Below are 17,762 nucleotides of genomic sequence, written 5' to 3' on the forward strand. Positions count from 1 at the left end.
AAAACCATGCGCGCCAGCCTGAAGCTCAAATTAAGCGGCCTATTCGCTTTGCTCCTGCTCGCGGCCGCGCTCCAGGGGGGATTCGCGATCCATAAGATGGTCGCCCTCGACCGCCAGCTCGAAGCGCTGCTCGACCACGCGGTCCTGTCGATGAACGAGGCGCAGGCGGTCGAGGCCCTGGTGATCCGCACGCGGCTCGCCCAGGTCCGGTTCGTCACCGCGGCAGCGGAGACCGAGCGGCAGCTCACCGTGAAGGAGGTCGACGGGCTGACCCGGGAGCGGAACGCCAAGGTCGAAGCCTATCGGGCGCTGATCGCGTCGCCCGACGAGAAGGCGCGATTCGACGACCTGCTCGCCAAGCTCAAGGTCCAGCATTACGACTGGGAGCGCCTGCGCGGCTTCACCCTCGACCAGCGCGATCCGGCGATGTCGTATTTCCGCGGGACGATGAACGGCCATTACGTCGCCGCCGCCGGGGCCGCGCACGCGCTCGCGGAGATGAACATCAAGGCCGGCGACGAGGCCGGCCGGAACGCGCGCCGGAGCCAGGCGGAGGCCGTCCGCTCCACCGTGATCATGCTGGGCGTCACGCTGCTGATCGCGCTCGGCGCGACCGTTTACAGCTTCGTCGGCGTCTCGCGGCCGATCACCGTCATGACCCGGGCCATGCGCCGCTTGGCCGACGGCGACACGCAGGCAGAGATTCCCTACGCCACCCGGCGGGACGAGATCGGCGCCATGTCGGCCACCGTCGCGGTGTTCAAGCGGAACCTGCTGCACGCACGTGCCCTCGAGGCCGAGGCGGCCCAGGCCCGCGCCGATTCCGAGACCCAGCGCCGGGAGGCGACGCGGACCCTGGCCGACCGGTTCGAGAGCGCCATCGGCGGCATCGTCGGCTCGGTCACGATGGCCGCGACGCGGCTGCAGGCCACCGCCCAGGGCCTGAGCGCGACGGCGACCCAGACCGCCGGCCAGTCGACCAGCGCCGCGGCGGCGGCCGAGCAGGCCTCGACCAACGTGACCACCGTGGCGGTGGCGGCCGAGCAGCTTGGCTCGACGGTGGACGAGATCGGGCGCCAGGTCGGATCTTCGGCGGACCTGGCCCAGACCGCCGTCCGCGAGGCGGCCGCGACCGCGCAGCTGGTCCAGGCGCTGAGCGCCGGGGCGCACCGGGTCGGGGAGGTCGTCGCGCTGATCTCCTCGATCGCCGACCAGACCAACCTGCTGGCGCTGAACGCCACCATCGAGGCGGCGCGGGCCGGAGAGGCGGGGCGCGGCTTCGCGGTGGTCGCCACCGAGGTCAAGGCGCTCGCCGCCCAGACGGCCCGGGCCACCGCAGAGATTTCCGCGCAGATCGCGCAGATCCAGGGTTCGACCGGCGAGGCGGTACGGGCGATCGACGGCATCGCAGGCCGCATCCGAGAGATCAGCGGCATGGCGACCGCGATCGCCGCCGCTGTCGAGGAGCAGGGCGCGGCGACTCAAGAAATCGTCCGCAACGTCACCCAGGCCGCCACCGGCACCGAGGCGGTGACCGCCAACGTCACCGGGGTCGCCGGCGCCGCCGAGGCGACCGGGAATGCGGCCGGGCAGGTGCTCGATTCCGCTTCGGAAATGGCCCGGCAGGCGGCGCAGCTCGGGGAGGAGGTGGAGCACTTCCTGACGACGGTGCGGGCGGCCTGAGGCATCACGCCGTCATTGCGAGCGCAGCGAAGCAATCCAGAGAAGCGCAACATCTTGGAAGCACGCTCCACCCTGGATTGCTTAGCTGCGCTCGCAATGACGGTGAACTCTCAGAGCTCCCCGGCTTCCGACCACGCCCGCAGGCGCTCCAGCCACGCGTCGGAGGCCAGCACCGCCAGGCCCGGCAGCAGCGACAGCGGCGTGACCCGCTCGACCCGGTCGCGCTCGCCCATCCGGAGGCCGCCGCGGCGGGCGTAGAGGCGCAGGATGTCGGCGAGGCGGCCCTCTTCCGGGGGATCATTGCGCGCCGCCGCGCGGATTTTTTCCACGATCTCGTCGGTGGTGCACTCGACGATCCCGTCCGTGCTGGCGCGGTTGTCGCGCAGGCCCTCTTCGTAGAGCAGCCGCAGCGCCAGCAGCACAAGGGTCTCGTCCTTGCGCAGGCGCTCGGAGGCGATGTCGTGCCGGGGCGCGTCCGCGGCCGGGCTCAGCGACACCATCTGGTCGCGGTGCGAGACCGTGAGCGCGTAGCCGAGGCAGGCGAAATAGTCGGTGAAGAACGGCGCATAGTGCCGGGCCAGCTCGTAGGAGCGGCCGATTCCCGGCGTGTCCGCGTAGATCACCTGCCCCTTGAGCATCACCTGGAGGGCGCGGCACAACTCCTCGGCGTCAGGGGCGCGGGCCCCCGGAGGCGGCGGCTCGTCGCCGTCGATGATCGCGCGAAACCCCTCAAGCACCGGCGCGACGCTCCAGCAAGAAATCCGGGCAATCCAGCCAGCCGTTGGCCAGCCGCTCGGGCAGCCGGACCACGGCGTAGCGGTCGCGCAGCCGCGCATCGAACAGCACGTCGATCTCGCGCAGGCGCTGGAACACCACGAAGTCGTCCACGCCGTCGATCGTGATCTGCGAGCCGCGCAGCGACACGGCCTTGCCGAGCCGCGCCTCGACGAAGGCGGTCATCGATTCCGGCGTCACGGTGGTGCGGCGGCGGAACTCGGCCTTGGCGGCCGCGAAGGCATCGACCGCGGGGTCGTCATCGACATCCGGCAGCGGCTCGACATCGATGGCGCTCCGGCGGGCGCGGGGCGCCTGCAGGTGGGCTTGGCCGATCGGAGGGCGCAGCAGCGACACCACCGGCGGCACGTCCGGCGCCACCTCGGCGGCGCCGACGGCCCGCAGCATCGCGGCGGTGCGCTCGATTCCCGTCGGATCCGGCCGGTCCATGGCGTGGAGCGCGGCGCCGATCCGCCGTTCCAGGCGCGCCACCACGGCGTCGACCGCGTCGAGATGGTTGTCGAGCCCCTCGAACACCGAGAGGATCTGGGCGAGATCCACCCGGACCGCCCGCTGGGCGGTGTCGAGATCGGGGCTGCGGCCCTCGCGGATCAGGCCCTCGGCCAGCGCCCGGACCGTGAGGGCGTCGCGGAGCGCCCGTCCGGCCTCGCGGACCACGCTGGCGCGGAACCGGAACGGGTTGAAGCGGGTGTGCAGCGTCCGGTAGTCGCTGATCAGGTGGCGCTCGACGAAATCCTCGAAGAACAGCCGGAAGGTCTTGGCCCGATCGGGCTCGCGCAGGATCCGCTCCTCGACCTTGCGCATGCCGGCGGCGAGCCCGCGGACATGGGCCAGGAAGGCGGCGGATGCCCGAGCGGCGTTGGACAGCGCCTCGGAGCGGCTGCCCGGATCGGAGACGGCGCTCTCCAGCCCGCCCAGCACCTCCAGCACCGCGCCGCCATAGGAGCGGGTCTCGCCACGCTCCAGCCGCGACAGCTCTTCGAGGAGGAGGCGCGCCTCGGGGTCGAACTCGACCACCGGCACGTAGCGCTCGCGGCGCTCGATCAGCCAGCCGGTCTCGAGGAGCCGGCGGTACAGCGCGGTGCGGCGCTCAGTCGGATCGGCGGAGATCGGCTCGTCGCCCAGAATCTCCGGATCGCTCCAGCCGGCGGCGAAATCGCCGATCTCGGCCAGCAATTCGGCCTTGCGCACCGGCTCCGCCCCGAGGACGCGCCGGTGCAGGTGCAGCAGCAGGGCCGCGTTGAAGCCCCGGCTCGGCGAAGCCAGGGGCTTGAACAGCTCGTCGGGCAGCTGCGCGAACAGCATTCTTTTGGGACTCTCGCGCTCGCGCAGCCGAAGCCTTACTTCGCGCCGAGCAGTTCGACGTCGAAGATCAGCGTGGCGTTCGGCGGGATCACGCCGCCGGCGCCGCGCGCGCCGTAGCCGAGCTCCGGCGGGATGATCAGGGTGCGCTTGCCCCCGGTCTTCATCGTGGCAACGCCGAGGTCCCAGCCCTGGATCACCTGGCCGGCGCCGAGCGGGAAGCTGAAGGGCTGGTTGCGGTCCCGCGAGGAATCGAACTTCTTGCCCTTCTTGCCGCCCTCGTCGAGCCAGCCGGTGTACTGCACGGTGACCTGCTGGCCGGCCTTCGGCTCGGGCCCGGTGCCCACGACCTCGTCCTGGTACTTCAGGCCCGAGGGCAGGGTGACGATCTCGGCATTCGCGGCTGCTGTCATGGCGATGAACGCGGCTCCGGCAATGAGGGACAGGCGAGGCATGGGAACTCCCTGGAGCCGGCGCCGTCCGCGCCGGCCGTCGGGGGGCCTTCTATCGACTCAGGCCGGTCCAGGCCAGGGAGGCGGGCGATCCCCCGTTCGGGAGGCCGCTCAGGCCGCCCGGACGGTGTCGAGGAAGCGCGCCACCTCGGCGGTGAGGGTCTCGGACTGGCGCGACAGCTCCGTCGCCGCGCTGAGAACCTGGCCCGCCGCCTTGCCGGTCTCGTCGGCGGCATCGGCCACGCCGGTGATGTTGTCGGTCACCTCGCCGGTGCCCTGCGCGGCCTGGCCGACGTTGCGGACGATCTCCTGCGTCGCCGCGCCCTGCTGTTCGACCGCGGCAGCGATCGAGGTCGCCACGCCGCTGATCTCCTGGATGCGGGCGGTGATCGAGCCGATCGCCGACACCGCGCCGCCGGTGGAGGCCTGGATCCGGGCGATCTGGCCGGAAATCTCCTCCGTGGCCTTGGCGGTCTGCTCGGCGAGCGCCTTCACCTCCGAGGCGACGACGGCGAAGCCGCGGCCGGCATCCCCGGCGCGGGCCGCCTCGATCGTGGCGTTCAGCGCCAGCAGGTTGGTCTGGCCGGCGATCGACGAGATCAACCCGACGACGTCGCCGATCCGCGCCACGGCGCTGCTCAACTCCTGCACCAGGGTTGCGGTCTGCCCGGCCTCGGCGGCCGCGCCCAAAGCGAGCTTGGCCGATCCGTCGACCTGCCGGCCGATCTCCTGGACCGATGTGCCCAGCTCCTCGGCGGCGGCCGCGACCGTGTTGACGTTGCTGGCGGCCTGCTCGGCGGCAGCTGCCACCGTGGTGGACTGGTTGGCCGTATGGGTCGCGGTGGCCGTCATGGTCTGAGCGGTGGCCTGGAGTTCGGTGGCGGAGGACGACACCATACCGATGATGCCGCCGATCGCGGCCTCGAAGCTCTCGGCCATCTGGCGCATGCCGGCCTTGCGCTGCGCCTCGGCGGCCAGCCGCGCCTGCGCGGTCTCTTCCTCCAGGGCGCGGGTGCGGATCAGGTTGTCCTTGAACACCTGGACGGTGCGCGCCATCGCGTCGATTTCGTTGCCGCGGTCGCGCAGGGGCACCTCGACCGACGCGTCGCCGTCGGCCAGGGCCTGCATGGTCCCGGTCATGGTCCGGATCGGCCGCAGCACGAAGCGGAACAGGGCAACCAGCGCGAGGGCGACGAGCAGGGTGGAGATCAACAGTGCCGCGACGTTGCGGACCAGGACGCTGCGCGCCTCCCGGGCGAGTGTCTCGGCCCGCGCGATCATTTCGTCGAGGGCAGCGTAAGCAAGGTCGACGAGGGTCGCCTGTTCCGGCGTGTCGAGCTTGCGCGCTTCCTGCAGCGTGATCCGCGGCGGCTCGTTCTGGGCCAGCGCGGTCGAGACCGCCAGGCGTCGGGCCAGGGGCGCCCCCTCGAAATTGTTGGTCCGGGCCTTCTCGAAGGCCGCGCGAACCGTTTCGGAGAGGTTCGTGGCGGTCTCCGTGGCGGCTTTCCAGAAGGCGTCGAGCCGCCCGCGCTCCTCGGCGGCGGCCACGGTCTCGGCGGCAGACCAGGGGGTGCCGGCCGACAGGGAGGTCTGGATCCGCAGGGCGACGGCGCCGACCGCCATCCGGGTCGCCCAGGCCGAGCGCTTGAGGGCGAGGTTGCGCTCGAGGATCAGGTCGGTGCGCGGGATCGCGGCATCCACCGCATCCGTCGTCGCCGTCAGCGTGTCGAGCATGGCCAGGTAGGCCGATTGCGCCTCGGGGACGACGGCGGTGTCGCGCTGGGCCTTGGACACCTTCAGAGCCGCATCGACCCGGGGCCGGAGACGTTCGACGCGCTCGCGCGCCGCCTGGAGCGGGCCGAGCGTCGCCCTGACGGCTGAGAGGTCCAGGTCGCCCACCAGCGTCGTCGCCGAGGCCATGCCGGCAACGGCCCGCTGCCGCTCCGCGTAGAGCGAGGACAGGGTTTCCGCGTCCATGGGCTGGTCGGCGGCGAGGAACTGCAGGGTGGCGCCCCGCTCAAGCCGCGTCGCGTACAGGGTCTGGAGCAGCGCGCGGCTCGCCCGAACAAGCGAGATGCCGGATTCGGCCTGGACCGCGTCCGTTCGAGCCCCGATGAGTGCGCTCGTGGCATAGGTAAAGATGATGAGACCTAAGACGAAGAAGACAACACTCATCGTTGTTCGGATTGAAATGTTCTGCAAACGGCTCATCACACAGCTCCGGACGCCCGACGGTGACGCGGTAATGTCCGATATGATCGCCTTTGTCGATCGATATAAGCTCGATCCCTTCCGATCTTCGTTCAAATGAAGCTTAAAACTTTCTCAATTGCTGGCGTCTGAACGTATTTATTCCGTTTTTACCAAATATGTTTGCCGGCTTTGTTTAAATCACATCAACTTCATGCCGTTTTTAATTTCTTGAATCAGATTGATACCGATCTTTCAGCGATCAGGCGCCCCAACGTCCAGCCGGTCATGCGGAGGCGAAGCCGCCCGCGTTCCGGCCATCCGGCTCCGCAGGCTCTCAGACGGTTTCCAGTTGAGGCGTTCGGTCTTCCATCCCGCGCCGTCATCATCTCGCGCGCAGCGAGGCGGCCCATCGACACGCGCCGCTCAAGGATCCCAGCCGGGACCACGGGACTCACGGGGTCGCTTCGCTCTGCTCGAAAAGACGGTGACGGCCGCCCGCGAGCCCTTCGGCCGGAAACCGTATGAGACGGCCGGTTCGGCGGCGCACGCTCCAACAAAAAAGCATCATCCCGGATCCTGGATCCGCGACGATGCTTTCGGTCTTCGCGAGTGCCGCGTCTCGAAAGCCGGCAAAAGCCGTTCGGGACGACGCGTCAGAAGGTGATCAGCGACTTCAAACCCAGCACCACCGCGTCGGTTTTCCGCAGCGGACTACCGTTTCTGATTATGTACTGCACGTTCGGTCGAATGATAATATTTTCAGCCACGTCGATGCTGTAAAATGCCTCGATGTACCGCTCCTGGGTCGGAATTTTTCTGGCCTTGGCGCTGAGCAAATTAGCCATCGAAATGGCCTCGACCAGCCTGGGATTGGGCGTGGTCTGACCGACGCCGAACCCGAGCCAGTCGTTGGGGCGCTCGGCGCACCAGCCCTTGTAGATCACCCCGGCCGTGACCAACGACGAATAGGTAGCCGTCTCCTCATCGGCGGCGGCCGCCCGGACGAAAGCCGAGAGGTTGCGCGTCTTGTTCGCAGGATCCGGGCGATAAATCTCCTGAACGCCGGTGAAGTAGAAGCCGGTGCGATCACCGCGGTGAAGGGGCTGCCCCTTGTACATCGCGAGCGGGAGACGCCTGTCGTTCAAATAGACGTCGTTGCCGCCGCCGGTCTCATACCAGCCACCGATCTTGTAGCTTCCCGAAAAAGCATCACCGCCGATTTTCGGAAACCAGCCCGCCTCCGTGACGATGAGCGCGCCGGTCGCATTGCTGAAACCGAAGTTGAACCCTTCGTTCACATCGTCCGGGTTGACCTGATAAGCACCGACTTGCAGATAGACACTATCCGGTGTCCCGATGCGGAGACGGGTCGCCCATTGACTGACCGGAAAGGTATAGATGTAGTTTGAAGCAATCTTGCTGACTACGGAACCGCACAGCGAATTGAGCTGAAATTCGCAGGCGAAGCCGCCAAAATCGTCGTTCACCGGAAGACGACCGAATTTCAGATCGACATACGGGCCTAGCTTCTGATCGTACCAGAACTGGCTCAATCGCCAGATCCGGCCGCGTCCGTAGATTTCCTGAACACTCGTGTGCGTGTCGAGATGCGCGTCCAGCGCCAGGCTGCGCCCCTCGCGATGGCTGATCGTGATCCCGCCGGAAGCGCCTTCCCAATCGAACATTTTCTGGAAGTCGAACAAGCCGCGTATCGCGAGCTGGCCGGCTCCGAGCAACAGAGGCCCGCGATCCCCGCCTGCCACGTTCGTGGCAGCCTCGTAGACGTAATCCATGTTGAACAGGACGCCGCGATCCCAGAGGAGGTCGCGGACCCCGCCGAGATTCCCGAGCAGCCCGTATTGCGGCTTTGGATTTTGCGAATCCGCCGAGCCGGCGGCGGGACGCGTGTTCGGGGCCGGAGTTGGAGGCCGCTCGAGGGGCAATCGCTGCGGCGCGTTCGGAGCCGGAAGAAGCGTTGATTCTTCCGCGTCTTCGGGCGCCGAAGGCTGAGCCCGCGCCGTCTCGACAAATGGACTCGACCCGATGACCAGCAAAGCGGCTGTCCATCTTGAGATAAATCTACGTGCCATGATCCATAAAGCCCCCAAGCCGACAGTTTTCTGTTCGGCACCAGGGTTTTAGAGGCGCTAAAAACGGAGGATTGCAAATTTTTCTGAGTATTTATTTTCTTATAAATATCAATTTAATTGATACATAAAATGTTGAACTCACCCATTCAAATCTTTTCTCGAAACAATGAAGTATTTTTAATATGGGTTCGATGATTTACGATAGAGTATTTGCAGAAAATTGCGGTTTTGGAATGCCTTTCTCCGACAATGTTGCGGGCCGAAACCGATTTCGTATCGGTACGCAGCCGCCTCATCGCGGTCGTGCGGCGGGCAATACGTCAACTGGAAACTGTTCGACCGAGCGAGGACTCGCGGCCACACCCGCGGCGAAATCGTCGCCGCCCGGTTGCATTGTGCCGGCGTGACGCCGGTTCAGCGACCCAACAGACCGGCCAGATGCGCGACGAGGCGGCGGGCGACCTCGTCCTTGCCGAGGCGCGGCCAGGTCTCCAGCGTGCCGTCGCGGTGGATCAGGTGGACCGTGTTGTCGGTCCCGCCCATGACGCCGCCCGCGGCCGAGACGTCGTTGGCGACGATCAGGTCGCAGCCCTTTCGGGCGATCTTGGCCCGGGCGTGGTCCAGCACCGTGTCGGTCTCGGCGGCGAAGCCGACCACCAGGGGCGGGCGCCCGGATTCCCGGTGCGAGACGGTGGCGAGGATGTCGGGATTCTCCACGAGCGGCATCGGGGCCGGGCCGCTGCCGTCCTTCTTGATCTTCTTCGAACCGGCCTCGGTCTCGGGCCGCCAATCGGCGACCGCCGCGGCGAAGATCGCGATGTCGGCGGGCAGGGCCGCCTCGACGGCGACCAGCATCTCCCGGGCGGTCTCGACCCGGACGACGCGCACGCCTGCGGGATCCGGGATCGACACCGGCCCGGAGACCAGCGTCACGGTCGCGCCGGCCTCGGCGGCGGCGGCCGCGATGGCGTGACCCTGGCGGCCGGAGGAGCGGTTGGCGAGGTAGCGCACCGGGTCGATCGGTTCGTGGGTCGGCCCGGAGGTCACCACTACCCGCCTTCCGGCGAGCGGGCGGGCGGACGCGCTCGAGCGGCCCGACAGGAAGCCGAGACCCGGAGCTTGCGCGCCGGCCTCGTCCAGCATCCGCTCGACGGCGTCGGCGATCTCGTTGGGCTCGGCCATGCGGCCGGGGCCGGTCTCGGCCTCGGCCATCCTGCCGGCATTGGGGCCGACCAAGCGCACGCCGTCGCCCTCCAGGGTGGCGCGGTTGCGCCGGGTCGCCGGATGCGCCCACATCTGCACGTTCATGGCCGGGGCGATCAGGATCGGCAGGGTGGTGGCCAGCAGGATCGTGGTCGCGAGGTCGGCAGCGTGGCCGCCGGCCATGCGGGCCATCAGGTTGGCGGTGGCTGGCGCCACCACCACGGCATCCGCCTGCCGGGCCAGCTTGATATGGCCGATATCGGCCTCCTCGGCCCGGTCGAACAGGTCGGTATGGGCTCGCTCGCCGGCGAGCGCCGCTGCGGCGAGCGGCGTCACGAATTCCTGCGCGCCTGCGGTCAGTACCGGGCAGACGCTGGCACCGCGCTCGCGCAGGCGCCGGATCAGGTCGAGGGCCTTATAGGCCGCGATGCCGCCGCCGATGACGAGCAGGATCCGGCGGTTGGCGAGGGTCTCGGTCATGGCTGGAAGCCTCTGCCTGAGGCATCGCGCCCGTCAAGCGGGCGCAGGCGTTCAGGCCGCCGCCGGGACCGCCGCGGTCTTCAGGCCGCCGAAGCGCCGGTCCCGGCGGGCGAACTCGGCCACCGCGGCGGCGAGGTCGTCGGCGCCGAAATCGGGCCACATCCGGTCGGTGAAATGGAGTTCGGCATAGGCCGCCTCCCAGAGCAGGAAATCCGACAGGCGCTGCTCGCCGCCGGTGCGGATCACCAGGTCGACGTCGACTGGCGAGCCGTGCATCTGCCCGGCGACCAGCGCGCCAAAACTCTCGCGGGTGGCGTCGCCGCCCTGGAGGCGCTGCGCCGCCGCGATGATCGCGTCCCGGGCCGAATAGTCGACGCAGATGCGCAGGTGCAGGCGGGTGCCGGACGCGGTGGCCTCCTCCGCGGAGGCGATCGCCTCGGGGATGCCGCGGGGCAGGCGGTCGCGCCGGCCGACGACGCTGAGCCGGGTCCCGGTGCGGGCGAGCCGCTGGGTCTCGTTGCGCAGGTAGGAGCGCAGCAGCCGCATCAGGCCGCCGACCTCGTCGTCCGGCCGCTGCCAGTTGTCGGCCGAGAAGGCGTAGAGCGTGAGCGTGCCGATGCCGAGATCCGGGCAGGCCTCGGCGGTCCGCCGGATCGCCTCGACGCCGCGATGGTGGCCGGCCAGCCGCGGCAGGCCGCGCTGCGTCGCCCAGCGCCCGTTGCCGTCCATGATGATCGCGGCGTGCAGCCCCCCCGGCCCCGCTTCGCTTTGCATCGTAAAGTCTCCCGGCATGGGCGTAGCGTTGAGGTTTAAGCGGTTTGCGTTGACAATCTCTGCGCGATCCGGCGGTCTCAGGCCGGTTTCGTGGCCGGATCGAGGCCGCGCACCCCGCCCTCGGGACTTCGCTCCGCCGCCACGGCCGCGTCGCGCACCACCTGCTCGAGCACCCCGAGATAGCCGATGAAACGCCTGCGCCCGGTCGGCGTCATGCGGCAGATCGTCTGCGTTCGGTTGAGGGAAAACCCCTTCTCCAGGCTCACCAGTTCGGCCTCGCTGAGAACGGCGAGGTGCCGGCTCAGGTTGCCGTCGGTCAGCCCGCACAGGCGCTTGAGATCGGGGAAGGGCAGGCCCTTGGGATGGGCCACCAGGGAGGTGAGCACGCTGAGCCGCGCGCGCTCGTGGATGATCCGGTCGAGCCCCTCGTAGGAGAAGCGCCCGTCGTCGCGGTCAGAGGTCATCGTCGAACGCCCGGGCGCCGCGATGGATGATGCCGGCCAGCCAACCCTGGCCGACCAGGAAGGGGAGCCCCATCGCCCAGGGCGACAGGGCATGCGTCTCGGCCGCGATCGCCAGCACGGCCAGGCCGGTGAGCAGGTACCAGGCGCCGACCCCCTGGACCGCCCGGGGCAGGATCCGCGCCGAGGCGAACAGGCCGAGGCCGACCAGGACCTGCCACAGGCCGGGCAGCATCCAGACCTCGCCGGGGGCGAAGCGGGCGATCACCAGGGCGAGGCAAGCCCCGGTGCCGGCAGCCGGCAAAAACACCTCGATGGCGTTCCAGACCATCGCGTCGGCGAGGCCGGAATGAAGCCGGCGGCTGCGCCGGACCGCCTCGACGCCGATCAGCGCGAAGGCCACCAGGGCGGCGGCGATCCAGAGGCCGAAGAACAGGACCGGCCGCACGGCCGGATCGCCGAGCCAGAGGGCCTGGCCGACCGCGCAGGCGAGCGCCAAGCCGCCCGTGCCGGCGACCGTGGCCGCGCCCAATCCGCGGAACGCCGTCTCGCGGGCGATCTGCGAGCGGATCGCGACGATGTCGGCCAACGCCTTGTCCAGGTCCTGCATGAGCTTCAGCCCCCGCGCTGCATCATGCTTTGCACCGCAAAGTACCCACCGGCTCCGGTCACCGCAAGCCAATTCGCCCGGTCATCATGGCGAATTTTCTCAGCATCGGGGCGGATGGTTGAGGCCAATGCACGGTGAATTCTACCTAAGAGTTGTAATTACCCATCTTCCCGACGGAGACTGTCGATATCGAGCCGGGCCGTGACCATCCGCAGGGCGCCGTCCGGGTCGCGCGGCCACTCCGCCTCCGGCCGGTCCCGGTAGAGCTCGACGCCGTTCCCGTCGGGATCGCGCAGGTACAGCGCCTCGCTGACGCCGTGGTCGCTGGCGCCGTCCAGGGCAATGCCGGCGGCCTCGACCCGGCGCAGGGCATCCGCCAGGGCGGCCCGGGTCGGGTAGAGCAGGGCGAGGTGGTACAGCCCGGTGGTGCCCGGCGCCGGCGGCTGGCCACCCAGGCTCTCCCAGGTGTTGAGCCCGATATGGTGGTGGTAGCCCCCGGCCGCGACGAAGGCGGCGCGCTCGCCGTAGCGCTGGGTCAGGCCGAGGCCGAGCACGTCGCAATAGAAGCCGAGCGCCCGGTCCAGGTCGGCGACCTTGAGGTGGACGTGGCCGATGCGGGTCTCTGGATGGATCGGTGCGGTCATCGAGAGCTCCTGTCGTGGAAGCCGGAAAACTCCGCGCCGCGGAGGGTTTCTCGCGGCGCATGCGCGGCCCATATTGATCCCATGCCTTCTCCGAAGAACATGCCCGCTCCGAAGAAACCGCGCGCCGTGTCCGTCTCGGCCTCGTCCGCCAAGGCGTCGAAGCCCGAGTTGAAGCCGCTCGATACCTATCTGGCCGAGTTGCTGAACCCGGCGCTGAACCGCAACCGGCCGCCGCCGATCGCGCCGGAGCCCGAGAAGCCTCGTCCGGGCAAGCCGAAAGGCCGCGCAACCAAAGGCGGCAAGGCTGCAACCGGCCCGGTGGAGAAGGGCGGCAACGGCTTCGCCGAGGCGCCGCAGGCCGGCTACACGCTCGGCGACGCGGCCGAGGTCGATCCGCGCCTCGCCCAGGCGCTCGGGCTGACACCGCCGGAGGACGGGCCGGCGCCCGAGGGGGCCGACCTGCCGGATCCGGGCGGCGACGGCGGCGCCTCGGCGACCGTGACGGCCCTGGAGCGGCTGCTGATCGAGGGCAACCCGCTGTTCAAGGACGGCCAGACCTGGGTGCCGCACCGGCCGGACCGGCCGCAGAAATCCGAAGGCGGCCTCCGGTTCACGCTGAAATCCGAGTTCGAGCCGGCCGGCGACCAGCCGACCGCCATCGCCGAACTGGTCGGCGGCATCAGCGCGCTGGAGCGCGACCAGGTCCTGCTCGGGGTCACCGGCTCGGGCAAGACCTTCACGATGGCCAAGATCATCGAGCAGACCCAGCGCCCGGCACTGATCCTCGCCCCGAACAAGACCCTGGCGGCGCAGCTCTACGGCGAGTTCAAGTCGTTCTTCCCGGACAACGCCGTCGAGTATTTCGTCTCCTACTACGACTATTACCAGCCCGAGGCTTACGTCCCGCGCTCGGACACGTTCATCGAGAAGGAATCCTCGATCAACGAGCAGATCGACCGGATGCGCCACTCCGCCACCCGCGCCCTGCTGGAGCGGGACGACGTGATCATCGTCGCCTCGGTGTCGTGCATCTACGGCATCGGCTCGGTCGAGACCTACACGGCGATGTCGTTCACCGTGACGCTCGGCGAGAAGATCGAGCAGCGCCAGCTCGTGGCCGACCTCGTGGCCCTCCAGTACAAGCGCATCCAGGCGGATTTCGCCCGCGGCACCTTCCGGGTGCGCGGCGATTCGATCGAGCTGTGGCCGGCCCACCTGGAGGATCGCGGCTGGCGGATCGGGATGTTCGGCGACGAGATCGAGTCGATCGTCGAGTTCGACCCGCTCACCGGCAAGAAGATCGCCGAGCTGAAATTCGTGAAGGTCTACGCCAATTCCCACTACGTCACGCCGCGGCCGACGCTGCAGCAGGCGATCAAGGGCATCAAGAACGAGCTGAACGGCCGGATCGAGGAGCTGACCAGGATGGGCCGGCTGATCGAGGCCCAGCGCATCGACCAGCGCTGCACCTTCGACATCGAGATGATCGAGGCCACCGGCGCCTGCAACGGCATCGAGAACTATTCGCGCTACCTCACCGGCCGCCGGCCCGGCGAGCCGCCGCCGACCCTGTTCGAGTACCTGCCCGACAACGCCCTGGTTTTCACCGACGAGAGCCACGTCACCGTGCCCCAGATCGGCGGCATGTACCGGGGCGACTTCCGCCGCAAGGCGACGCTCGCCGAATACGGCTTCCGCCTGCCGTCCTGCCTCGACAACCGGCCGCTGCGCTTCGAGGAATGGGACGCGATGCGGCCGCAGACGGTCCACGTCTCGGCGACGCCCGGCAAGTGGGAGATGGAGCGCACCGGCGGCGTCTTCGCCGAGCAGGTGATCCGCCCCACCGGCCTGGTCGATCCGGTGATCGAGATCCGCCCGGCGCGCGCCCAGGTCGACGACCTGCTGGGCGAGGTCAAGGCGGTCTCCCAAGCCGGCTACCGGACGCTGGTGACCACGCTGACCAAGCGCATGGCCGAGGACCTCACCGAGTACCTGCACGAGAACGGCGTGCGGGTGCGCTACATGCACTCCGACATCGACACCCTGGAGCGCATCGAGATCATTCGCGATCTGCGGCTGGGCGCGTTCGATGTCCTCATCGGCATCAACCTGCTGCGCGAGGGTCTCGACATCCCGGAATGCGCCCTGGTTGCGATCCTCGACGCCGACAAGGAGGGCTTCCTGCGCTCCGAGACCTCCCTGGTCCAGACCATCGGCCGGGCCGCCCGGAACGCCGACGCGCGCTGCATCCTGTACGCGGATTCGATCACCGGCTCGATGGAGCGGGCGATGGCCGAGACCGAGCGGCGGCGGACCAAGCAGCTCGCCTACAACGCGGAGCACGGCATCACGCCCCAGAGCGTGAAGCGCGGGATCAGCGACATCCTGAACAGCGTCTACGAGCGCGACCACGTCCAGGTCGATACCGGCCTGGCCAAGGACGCGATCACCGTGGGCCACAATCTCAAGGCGGTGCTGGCCGACCTGGAGAAGCGGATGCGGACGGCCGCCGCGGATCTCGACTTCGAGGAGGCGGCGCGCCTGCGCGACGAGCTCAAGCGCCTCCAGGCCACGGAGCTGCTGGTCTCGGACGATCCCATGGCCCGGCAGGGGGACGTGGAGCGCGAGGCCGGCAAGTACGGCCGCAAGGCGCCCCGGGGCGCGGGCGGCACCCGGATCTCCAAGCCCGACCTCGACAATATGGGCCCGGGCACCGACCGGGAGATGCCGGCCGACGCGGTGCCGTGGCAGGATCGGCCCAAGCCGCGCTCGACGCAGGGGCTCGGCGGCCAGAAGCCGAAATACAAGGGCGGGGGCGGGCGGAAGCGGGGCTGACCGCCTACGTCAGGTCCTGACGGGCTACACAGGTCTCGGTCGTAGCCGCGGTGATGCCGTAGGCGTAGGAGGCGCGAGTCCCCTCTCCCGTGCGGGAGAGGGACAGGGTGAGGGATGCGCTTTATCCGGAAAGACCTGATCCCTCACCCCAACCCTCTCCCGCTCGGGAGAGGGGGTGCGTCGAGCCCTGCAGGAGCGACTGCGGCTCAGACCCGTATATAGGCCCGCAGCCTTCAGGCGGCCCGGTCGTCCCGGCCGGCATAGCGGCTCGCCACCGCCTCGCCCTCGTCCACGAGCGCCTCGGCGATCCGGAGCGCGAGGGCGTTGCAGGCCTCGTCATAGGCATGCGGATCCGCCTGGACGGCCGCCCGCGTCACCGCGCCGACCCGGTCGCGGACGATCTCGCGGGCGATACGCAGGGCATCGGCGAACGGCTCATAGGGGCGCGGCATGGTCGTCGCTCCGACGGCGTCGGGACAGGATGGCCCGGGTGGCGGCTGCAACGGCCATCCGGGCGAAAACGTTCCCGGGGGATGCTGGACAGGATCGTGGTCCCGTCCCAGATCGGCCGATGGTTGAATCAGGCGAGCGACGATGAATCCCGAGACGAACACGCCCCCGGTGCTCGACGACGAGACCCTGGCCTTCGCGGGCCGGGTCTTCCAGTACGCCCGGATGGGCCATGCCGAGGAGCTGGCCGAGTTGTTCGGTCAGGGGCTTCCGGCCAACCTGCGCAACGACAAGGGCGACAGCCTGCTGATGCTCGCCGCCTATAACGGCCAGGCGGACGCGACCCGGGTGATCCTGGAGGCCGGCGGCGACCCGGAACTCGCCAACGACCGCGGCCAGACCCCGCTGGCTGGCGCCGCCTTCAAGAACGAGATCGTGATCGCCCGGCTGCTGCTCCGGCACGGCGCCGCGGTGGACGGCACCGGCACTGGAACCCGCACCGCCCTGATGACCGCGGCGATGTTCGACCGCACCGAGATGGTCGCCCTGCTGCTCGAGCACGGTGCCGACCCGGATTACCGCGACGCCTCCGGCCAGAGCGCCGCCGACATGGCCCGGGCCATGGGCGCCCAAGCGACACCAGGGCAGCTCGACGCGGCGGCACGGCCGGCGGGGTGAGGGTCAGGGAGTGTTGGCAGGCGCCGCCGGGACGACGGCGAGGGTCAGGCCGACCTTTGCTTCAAGAGCAGTTGGATCGCCAACGCCACGCGATCCCTGACGGGCGCAGACCCGAGCTTTGCGATACCCTCTTCGGCCAGTGCAATAACCGCGAGGGCATCGGCACGGGTCACGCGATGCGTCGGGTCATAATCCGCACTGTGTCGCTGGACCATAAGCCCCTGAAAGATGTCGCCGACCTGGATCAACTCGGGCGGGAACCCGAGGCTGCGCAGCTGTTTACAGGCATTCTTGACGTCCCCGTGATTCAGGGCGCGATACGCGTGCCGCCATGCCTTGTCGGGGCGGTCCCGCCCCGTGCCGACAAGCCGATCCGCACATTCTTTCGCGAGCGCATGGAAGAGCGCGTAATAGGCTGTGCTGATCGCGCGCTTGAGATCCGACTGCCGCGGTTTGCCGAGATGCGCCCGCGCCAATCGCCGAGCAGTCCCGAGAAGCTCTCGGCTCACCGCGGGCCGCGCGGCTCAGGCGTGGCTTCCGGCACCTTGTGCCTTATGTAGGCGAAGCGCGGCTCTTTTAGTTCAAACAGCTTGTCATTGAGCTTCGTGAGTGCCTCGGAGGCCACCTTGAAATCCGGCTCGGCTTCGGGATCCCGATAATGGACGTTGACGAGGATGACGGGGTCCCCATCGGCATCCTCGGAGTCGATGACCTCGACCTCGCTGACACCAAAACGGCCAAGCTCCTGCCGAATGACGGCTTCGATCGCAGCCTGTAGCGTCGGGGAGATTTCAGTACCGATCATGTCCGTGCCCTACCGCGCATGAGGACGATCCACGTTCGAAACAGATATCGGGCCAAAGATGATCGTAGCATAGATGCCGGTGCGGGTCGTCGATCGCTGTCCGAATGGGATGATGAATCCAGGACGTCGAACCGATCTGTTCTCCGAAGCTTTCCAGGCGATCCGCTGCGGCGATCCCATCGAGGATGGAAACTCGGTGCGACGACTGCAATGCGAAGACGAGCCAAAGGCATGGGCGCCGTTCGATCTTGCCCGGGATGGCGAGGGCCCTGCGGGTTTAGGAGGCCGCGCATTGTGTTCGCGTGCC

Annotated in this window: 16 protein-coding genes; 3 read left to right on the forward strand and 13 right to left on the reverse strand. The window is 68.7% G+C overall.

From position 1 onward, the window contains the following. The first annotated feature begins 6 nt into the window (after window positions 1-6). Window positions 7-1,683 (forward strand): methyl-accepting chemotaxis protein, encoded by a 1,677-nt coding sequence (locus tag MKL09_RS12965; protein WP_244020638.1) that lies wholly within the window; start codon window positions 7-9, stop codon window positions 1,681-1,683. A gap of 110 nt (window positions 1,684-1,793) precedes the next feature. Here MKL09_RS12965 and MKL09_RS12970 read toward each other — a convergent pair whose 3' ends face one another. The 10 genes from MKL09_RS12970 to MKL09_RS13015 all read right to left on the reverse strand — a co-directional run bounded on the left by MKL09_RS12970 (window position 1,794) and on the right by MKL09_RS13015 (window position 12,687). Continuing rightward, entirely contained in the window at window positions 1,794-2,420 is a 627-nt protein-coding gene (locus MKL09_RS12970; RefSeq protein WP_244020639.1) for a DUF4194 domain-containing protein, read from the reverse strand. Beyond that, the gene (locus MKL09_RS12975) at window positions 2,413-3,783 is read right to left on the reverse strand and encodes a Wadjet anti-phage system protein JetA family protein (protein ID WP_244020640.1); all 1,371 of its coding nucleotides are present in this window, start codon (window positions 3,781-3,783) and stop codon (window positions 2,413-2,415) included. The genes MKL09_RS12970 and MKL09_RS12975 overlap by 8 nt, the downstream gene beginning before the upstream one ends. A gap of 35 nt (window positions 3,784-3,818) precedes the next feature. Then, window positions 3,819-4,235: an FKBP-type peptidyl-prolyl cis-trans isomerase gene (locus MKL09_RS12980; RefSeq protein ID WP_244020641.1), complete on the reverse strand. Its 417-nt coding sequence runs from the start codon at window positions 4,233-4,235 to the stop codon at window positions 3,819-3,821. A 108-nt stretch (window positions 4,236-4,343) separates the two neighbouring features. Next, the gene (locus MKL09_RS12985) at window positions 4,344-6,443 is read right to left on the reverse strand and encodes a methyl-accepting chemotaxis protein (RefSeq protein ID WP_409566925.1); all 2,100 of its coding nucleotides are present in this window, start codon (window positions 6,441-6,443) and stop codon (window positions 4,344-4,346) included. A gap of 635 nt (window positions 6,444-7,078) precedes the next feature. Next, window positions 7,079-8,479: a carbohydrate porin gene (locus tag MKL09_RS12990; protein ID WP_244020644.1), complete on the reverse strand. Its 1,401-nt coding sequence runs from the start codon at window positions 8,477-8,479 to the stop codon at window positions 7,079-7,081. A 450-nt stretch (window positions 8,480-8,929) separates the two neighbouring features. Beyond that, entirely contained in the window at window positions 8,930-10,198 is a 1,269-nt protein-coding gene (gene coaBC / locus MKL09_RS12995; RefSeq protein WP_244020645.1) for a bifunctional phosphopantothenoylcysteine decarboxylase/phosphopantothenate--cysteine ligase CoaBC, read from the reverse strand. 51 nt (window positions 10,199-10,249) lie between these two features. Beyond that, a complete protein-coding gene (locus MKL09_RS13000; RefSeq protein WP_244020646.1) occupies window positions 10,250-10,972 on the reverse strand; it encodes a di-trans,poly-cis-decaprenylcistransferase in 723 nt (240 codons plus the stop codon). A gap of 77 nt (window positions 10,973-11,049) precedes the next feature. Then, on the reverse strand, window positions 11,050-11,436 hold the full coding sequence (locus tag MKL09_RS13005) for a transcriptional regulator (protein WP_244020647.1): 387 nt from the start codon (window positions 11,434-11,436) through the stop codon (window positions 11,050-11,052). Continuing rightward, window positions 11,426-12,043 (reverse strand): hypothetical protein, encoded by a 618-nt coding sequence (locus MKL09_RS13010; RefSeq protein ID WP_244020648.1) that lies wholly within the window; start codon window positions 12,041-12,043, stop codon window positions 11,426-11,428. The genes MKL09_RS13005 and MKL09_RS13010 overlap by 11 nt, the downstream gene beginning before the upstream one ends. A 158-nt stretch (window positions 12,044-12,201) precedes the next feature. Continuing rightward, a complete protein-coding gene (locus MKL09_RS13015; protein WP_244020649.1) occupies window positions 12,202-12,687 on the reverse strand; it encodes a VOC family protein in 486 nt (161 codons plus the stop codon). A 99-nt stretch (window positions 12,688-12,786) separates the two neighbouring features. Between MKL09_RS13015 and uvrB the strand changes: the two genes are divergently transcribed. Further along, complete coding sequence (gene uvrB / locus MKL09_RS13020; protein WP_244020651.1) at window positions 12,787-15,522, forward strand: excinuclease ABC subunit UvrB; 2,736 nt, start codon at window positions 12,787-12,789, stop codon at window positions 15,520-15,522. A 233-nt stretch (window positions 15,523-15,755) separates the two neighbouring features. Here uvrB and MKL09_RS13025 read toward each other — a convergent pair whose 3' ends face one another. Continuing rightward, window positions 15,756-15,974 carry a hypothetical protein gene (locus MKL09_RS13025; protein WP_244020652.1) on the reverse strand — a complete coding sequence of 73 codons (219 nt, stop codon included), beginning with the start codon at window positions 15,972-15,974 and terminating at the stop codon, window positions 15,756-15,758. Window positions 15,975-16,116: 142 nt separating this feature from the next. Between MKL09_RS13025 and MKL09_RS13030 the strand changes: the two genes are divergently transcribed. Further along, on the forward strand, window positions 16,117-16,650 hold the full coding sequence (locus MKL09_RS13030) for an ankyrin repeat domain-containing protein (RefSeq protein WP_244020653.1): 534 nt from the start codon (window positions 16,117-16,119) through the stop codon (window positions 16,648-16,650). Window positions 16,651-16,694: 44 nt separating this feature from the next. Here the strand turns inward: MKL09_RS13030 and MKL09_RS13035 are convergent, their stop codons facing one another. Both MKL09_RS13035 and MKL09_RS13040 read right to left on the reverse strand, forming a co-directional pair. Next, on the reverse strand, window positions 16,695-17,126 hold the full coding sequence (locus MKL09_RS13035; protein ID WP_244020654.1) for a hypothetical protein: 432 nt from the start codon (window positions 17,124-17,126) through the stop codon (window positions 16,695-16,697). A gap of 29 nt (window positions 17,127-17,155) precedes the next feature. Next, the gene (locus tag MKL09_RS13040; protein WP_244020655.1) at window positions 17,156-17,455 is read right to left on the reverse strand and encodes a hypothetical protein; all 300 of its coding nucleotides are present in this window, start codon (window positions 17,453-17,455) and stop codon (window positions 17,156-17,158) included. Window positions 17,456-17,762: the final 307 nt, after the last annotated feature.

Origin of the sequence: Methylobacterium sp. J-048 (assembly GCF_022829515.1) — a bacterium.
Taxonomy (GTDB): domain Bacteria; phylum Pseudomonadota; class Alphaproteobacteria; order Rhizobiales; family Beijerinckiaceae; genus Methylobacterium.

Coding starts and splice junctions, on each gene's coding strand:
- MKL09_RS12965 (WP_244020638.1), top strand. CDS start 7: ATGCGCGCCAGCCTGAAGCTCAAATTAAGCGGCCTATTCGCTTTGCTC.
- MKL09_RS12975 (WP_244020640.1), bottom strand. CDS start 3,783: ATGCTGTTCGCGCAGCTGCCCGACGAGCTGTTCAAGCCCCTGGCTTCG.
- MKL09_RS12980 (WP_244020641.1), bottom strand. CDS start 4,235: ATGCCTCGCCTGTCCCTCATTGCCGGAGCCGCGTTCATCGCCATGACA.
- MKL09_RS12985 (WP_409566925.1), bottom strand. CDS start 6,443: ATGAGCCGTTTGCAGAACATTTCAATCCGAACAACGATGAGTGTTGTC.
- coaBC (WP_244020645.1), bottom strand. CDS start 10,198: ATGACCGAGACCCTCGCCAACCGCCGGATCCTGCTCGTCATCGGCGGC.
- MKL09_RS13000 (WP_244020646.1), bottom strand. CDS start 10,972: ATGCAAAGCGAAGCGGGGCCGGGGGGGCTGCACGCCGCGATCATCATG.
- MKL09_RS13005 (WP_244020647.1), bottom strand. CDS start 11,436: ATGACCTCTGACCGCGACGACGGGCGCTTCTCCTACGAGGGGCTCGAC.
- MKL09_RS13010 (WP_244020648.1), bottom strand. CDS start 12,043: ATGCAGGACCTGGACAAGGCGTTGGCCGACATCGTCGCGATCCGCTCG.
- MKL09_RS13015 (WP_244020649.1), bottom strand. CDS start 12,687: ATGACCGCACCGATCCATCCAGAGACCCGCATCGGCCACGTCCACCTC.
- uvrB (WP_244020651.1), top strand. CDS start 12,787: ATGCCCGCTCCGAAGAAACCGCGCGCCGTGTCCGTCTCGGCCTCGTCC.
- MKL09_RS13025 (WP_244020652.1), bottom strand. CDS start 15,974: ATGCCGCGCCCCTATGAGCCGTTCGCCGATGCCCTGCGTATCGCCCGC.
- MKL09_RS13030 (WP_244020653.1), top strand. CDS start 16,117: ATGAATCCCGAGACGAACACGCCCCCGGTGCTCGACGACGAGACCCTG.
- MKL09_RS13040 (WP_244020655.1), bottom strand. CDS start 17,455: ATGATCGGTACTGAAATCTCCCCGACGCTACAGGCTGCGATCGAAGCC.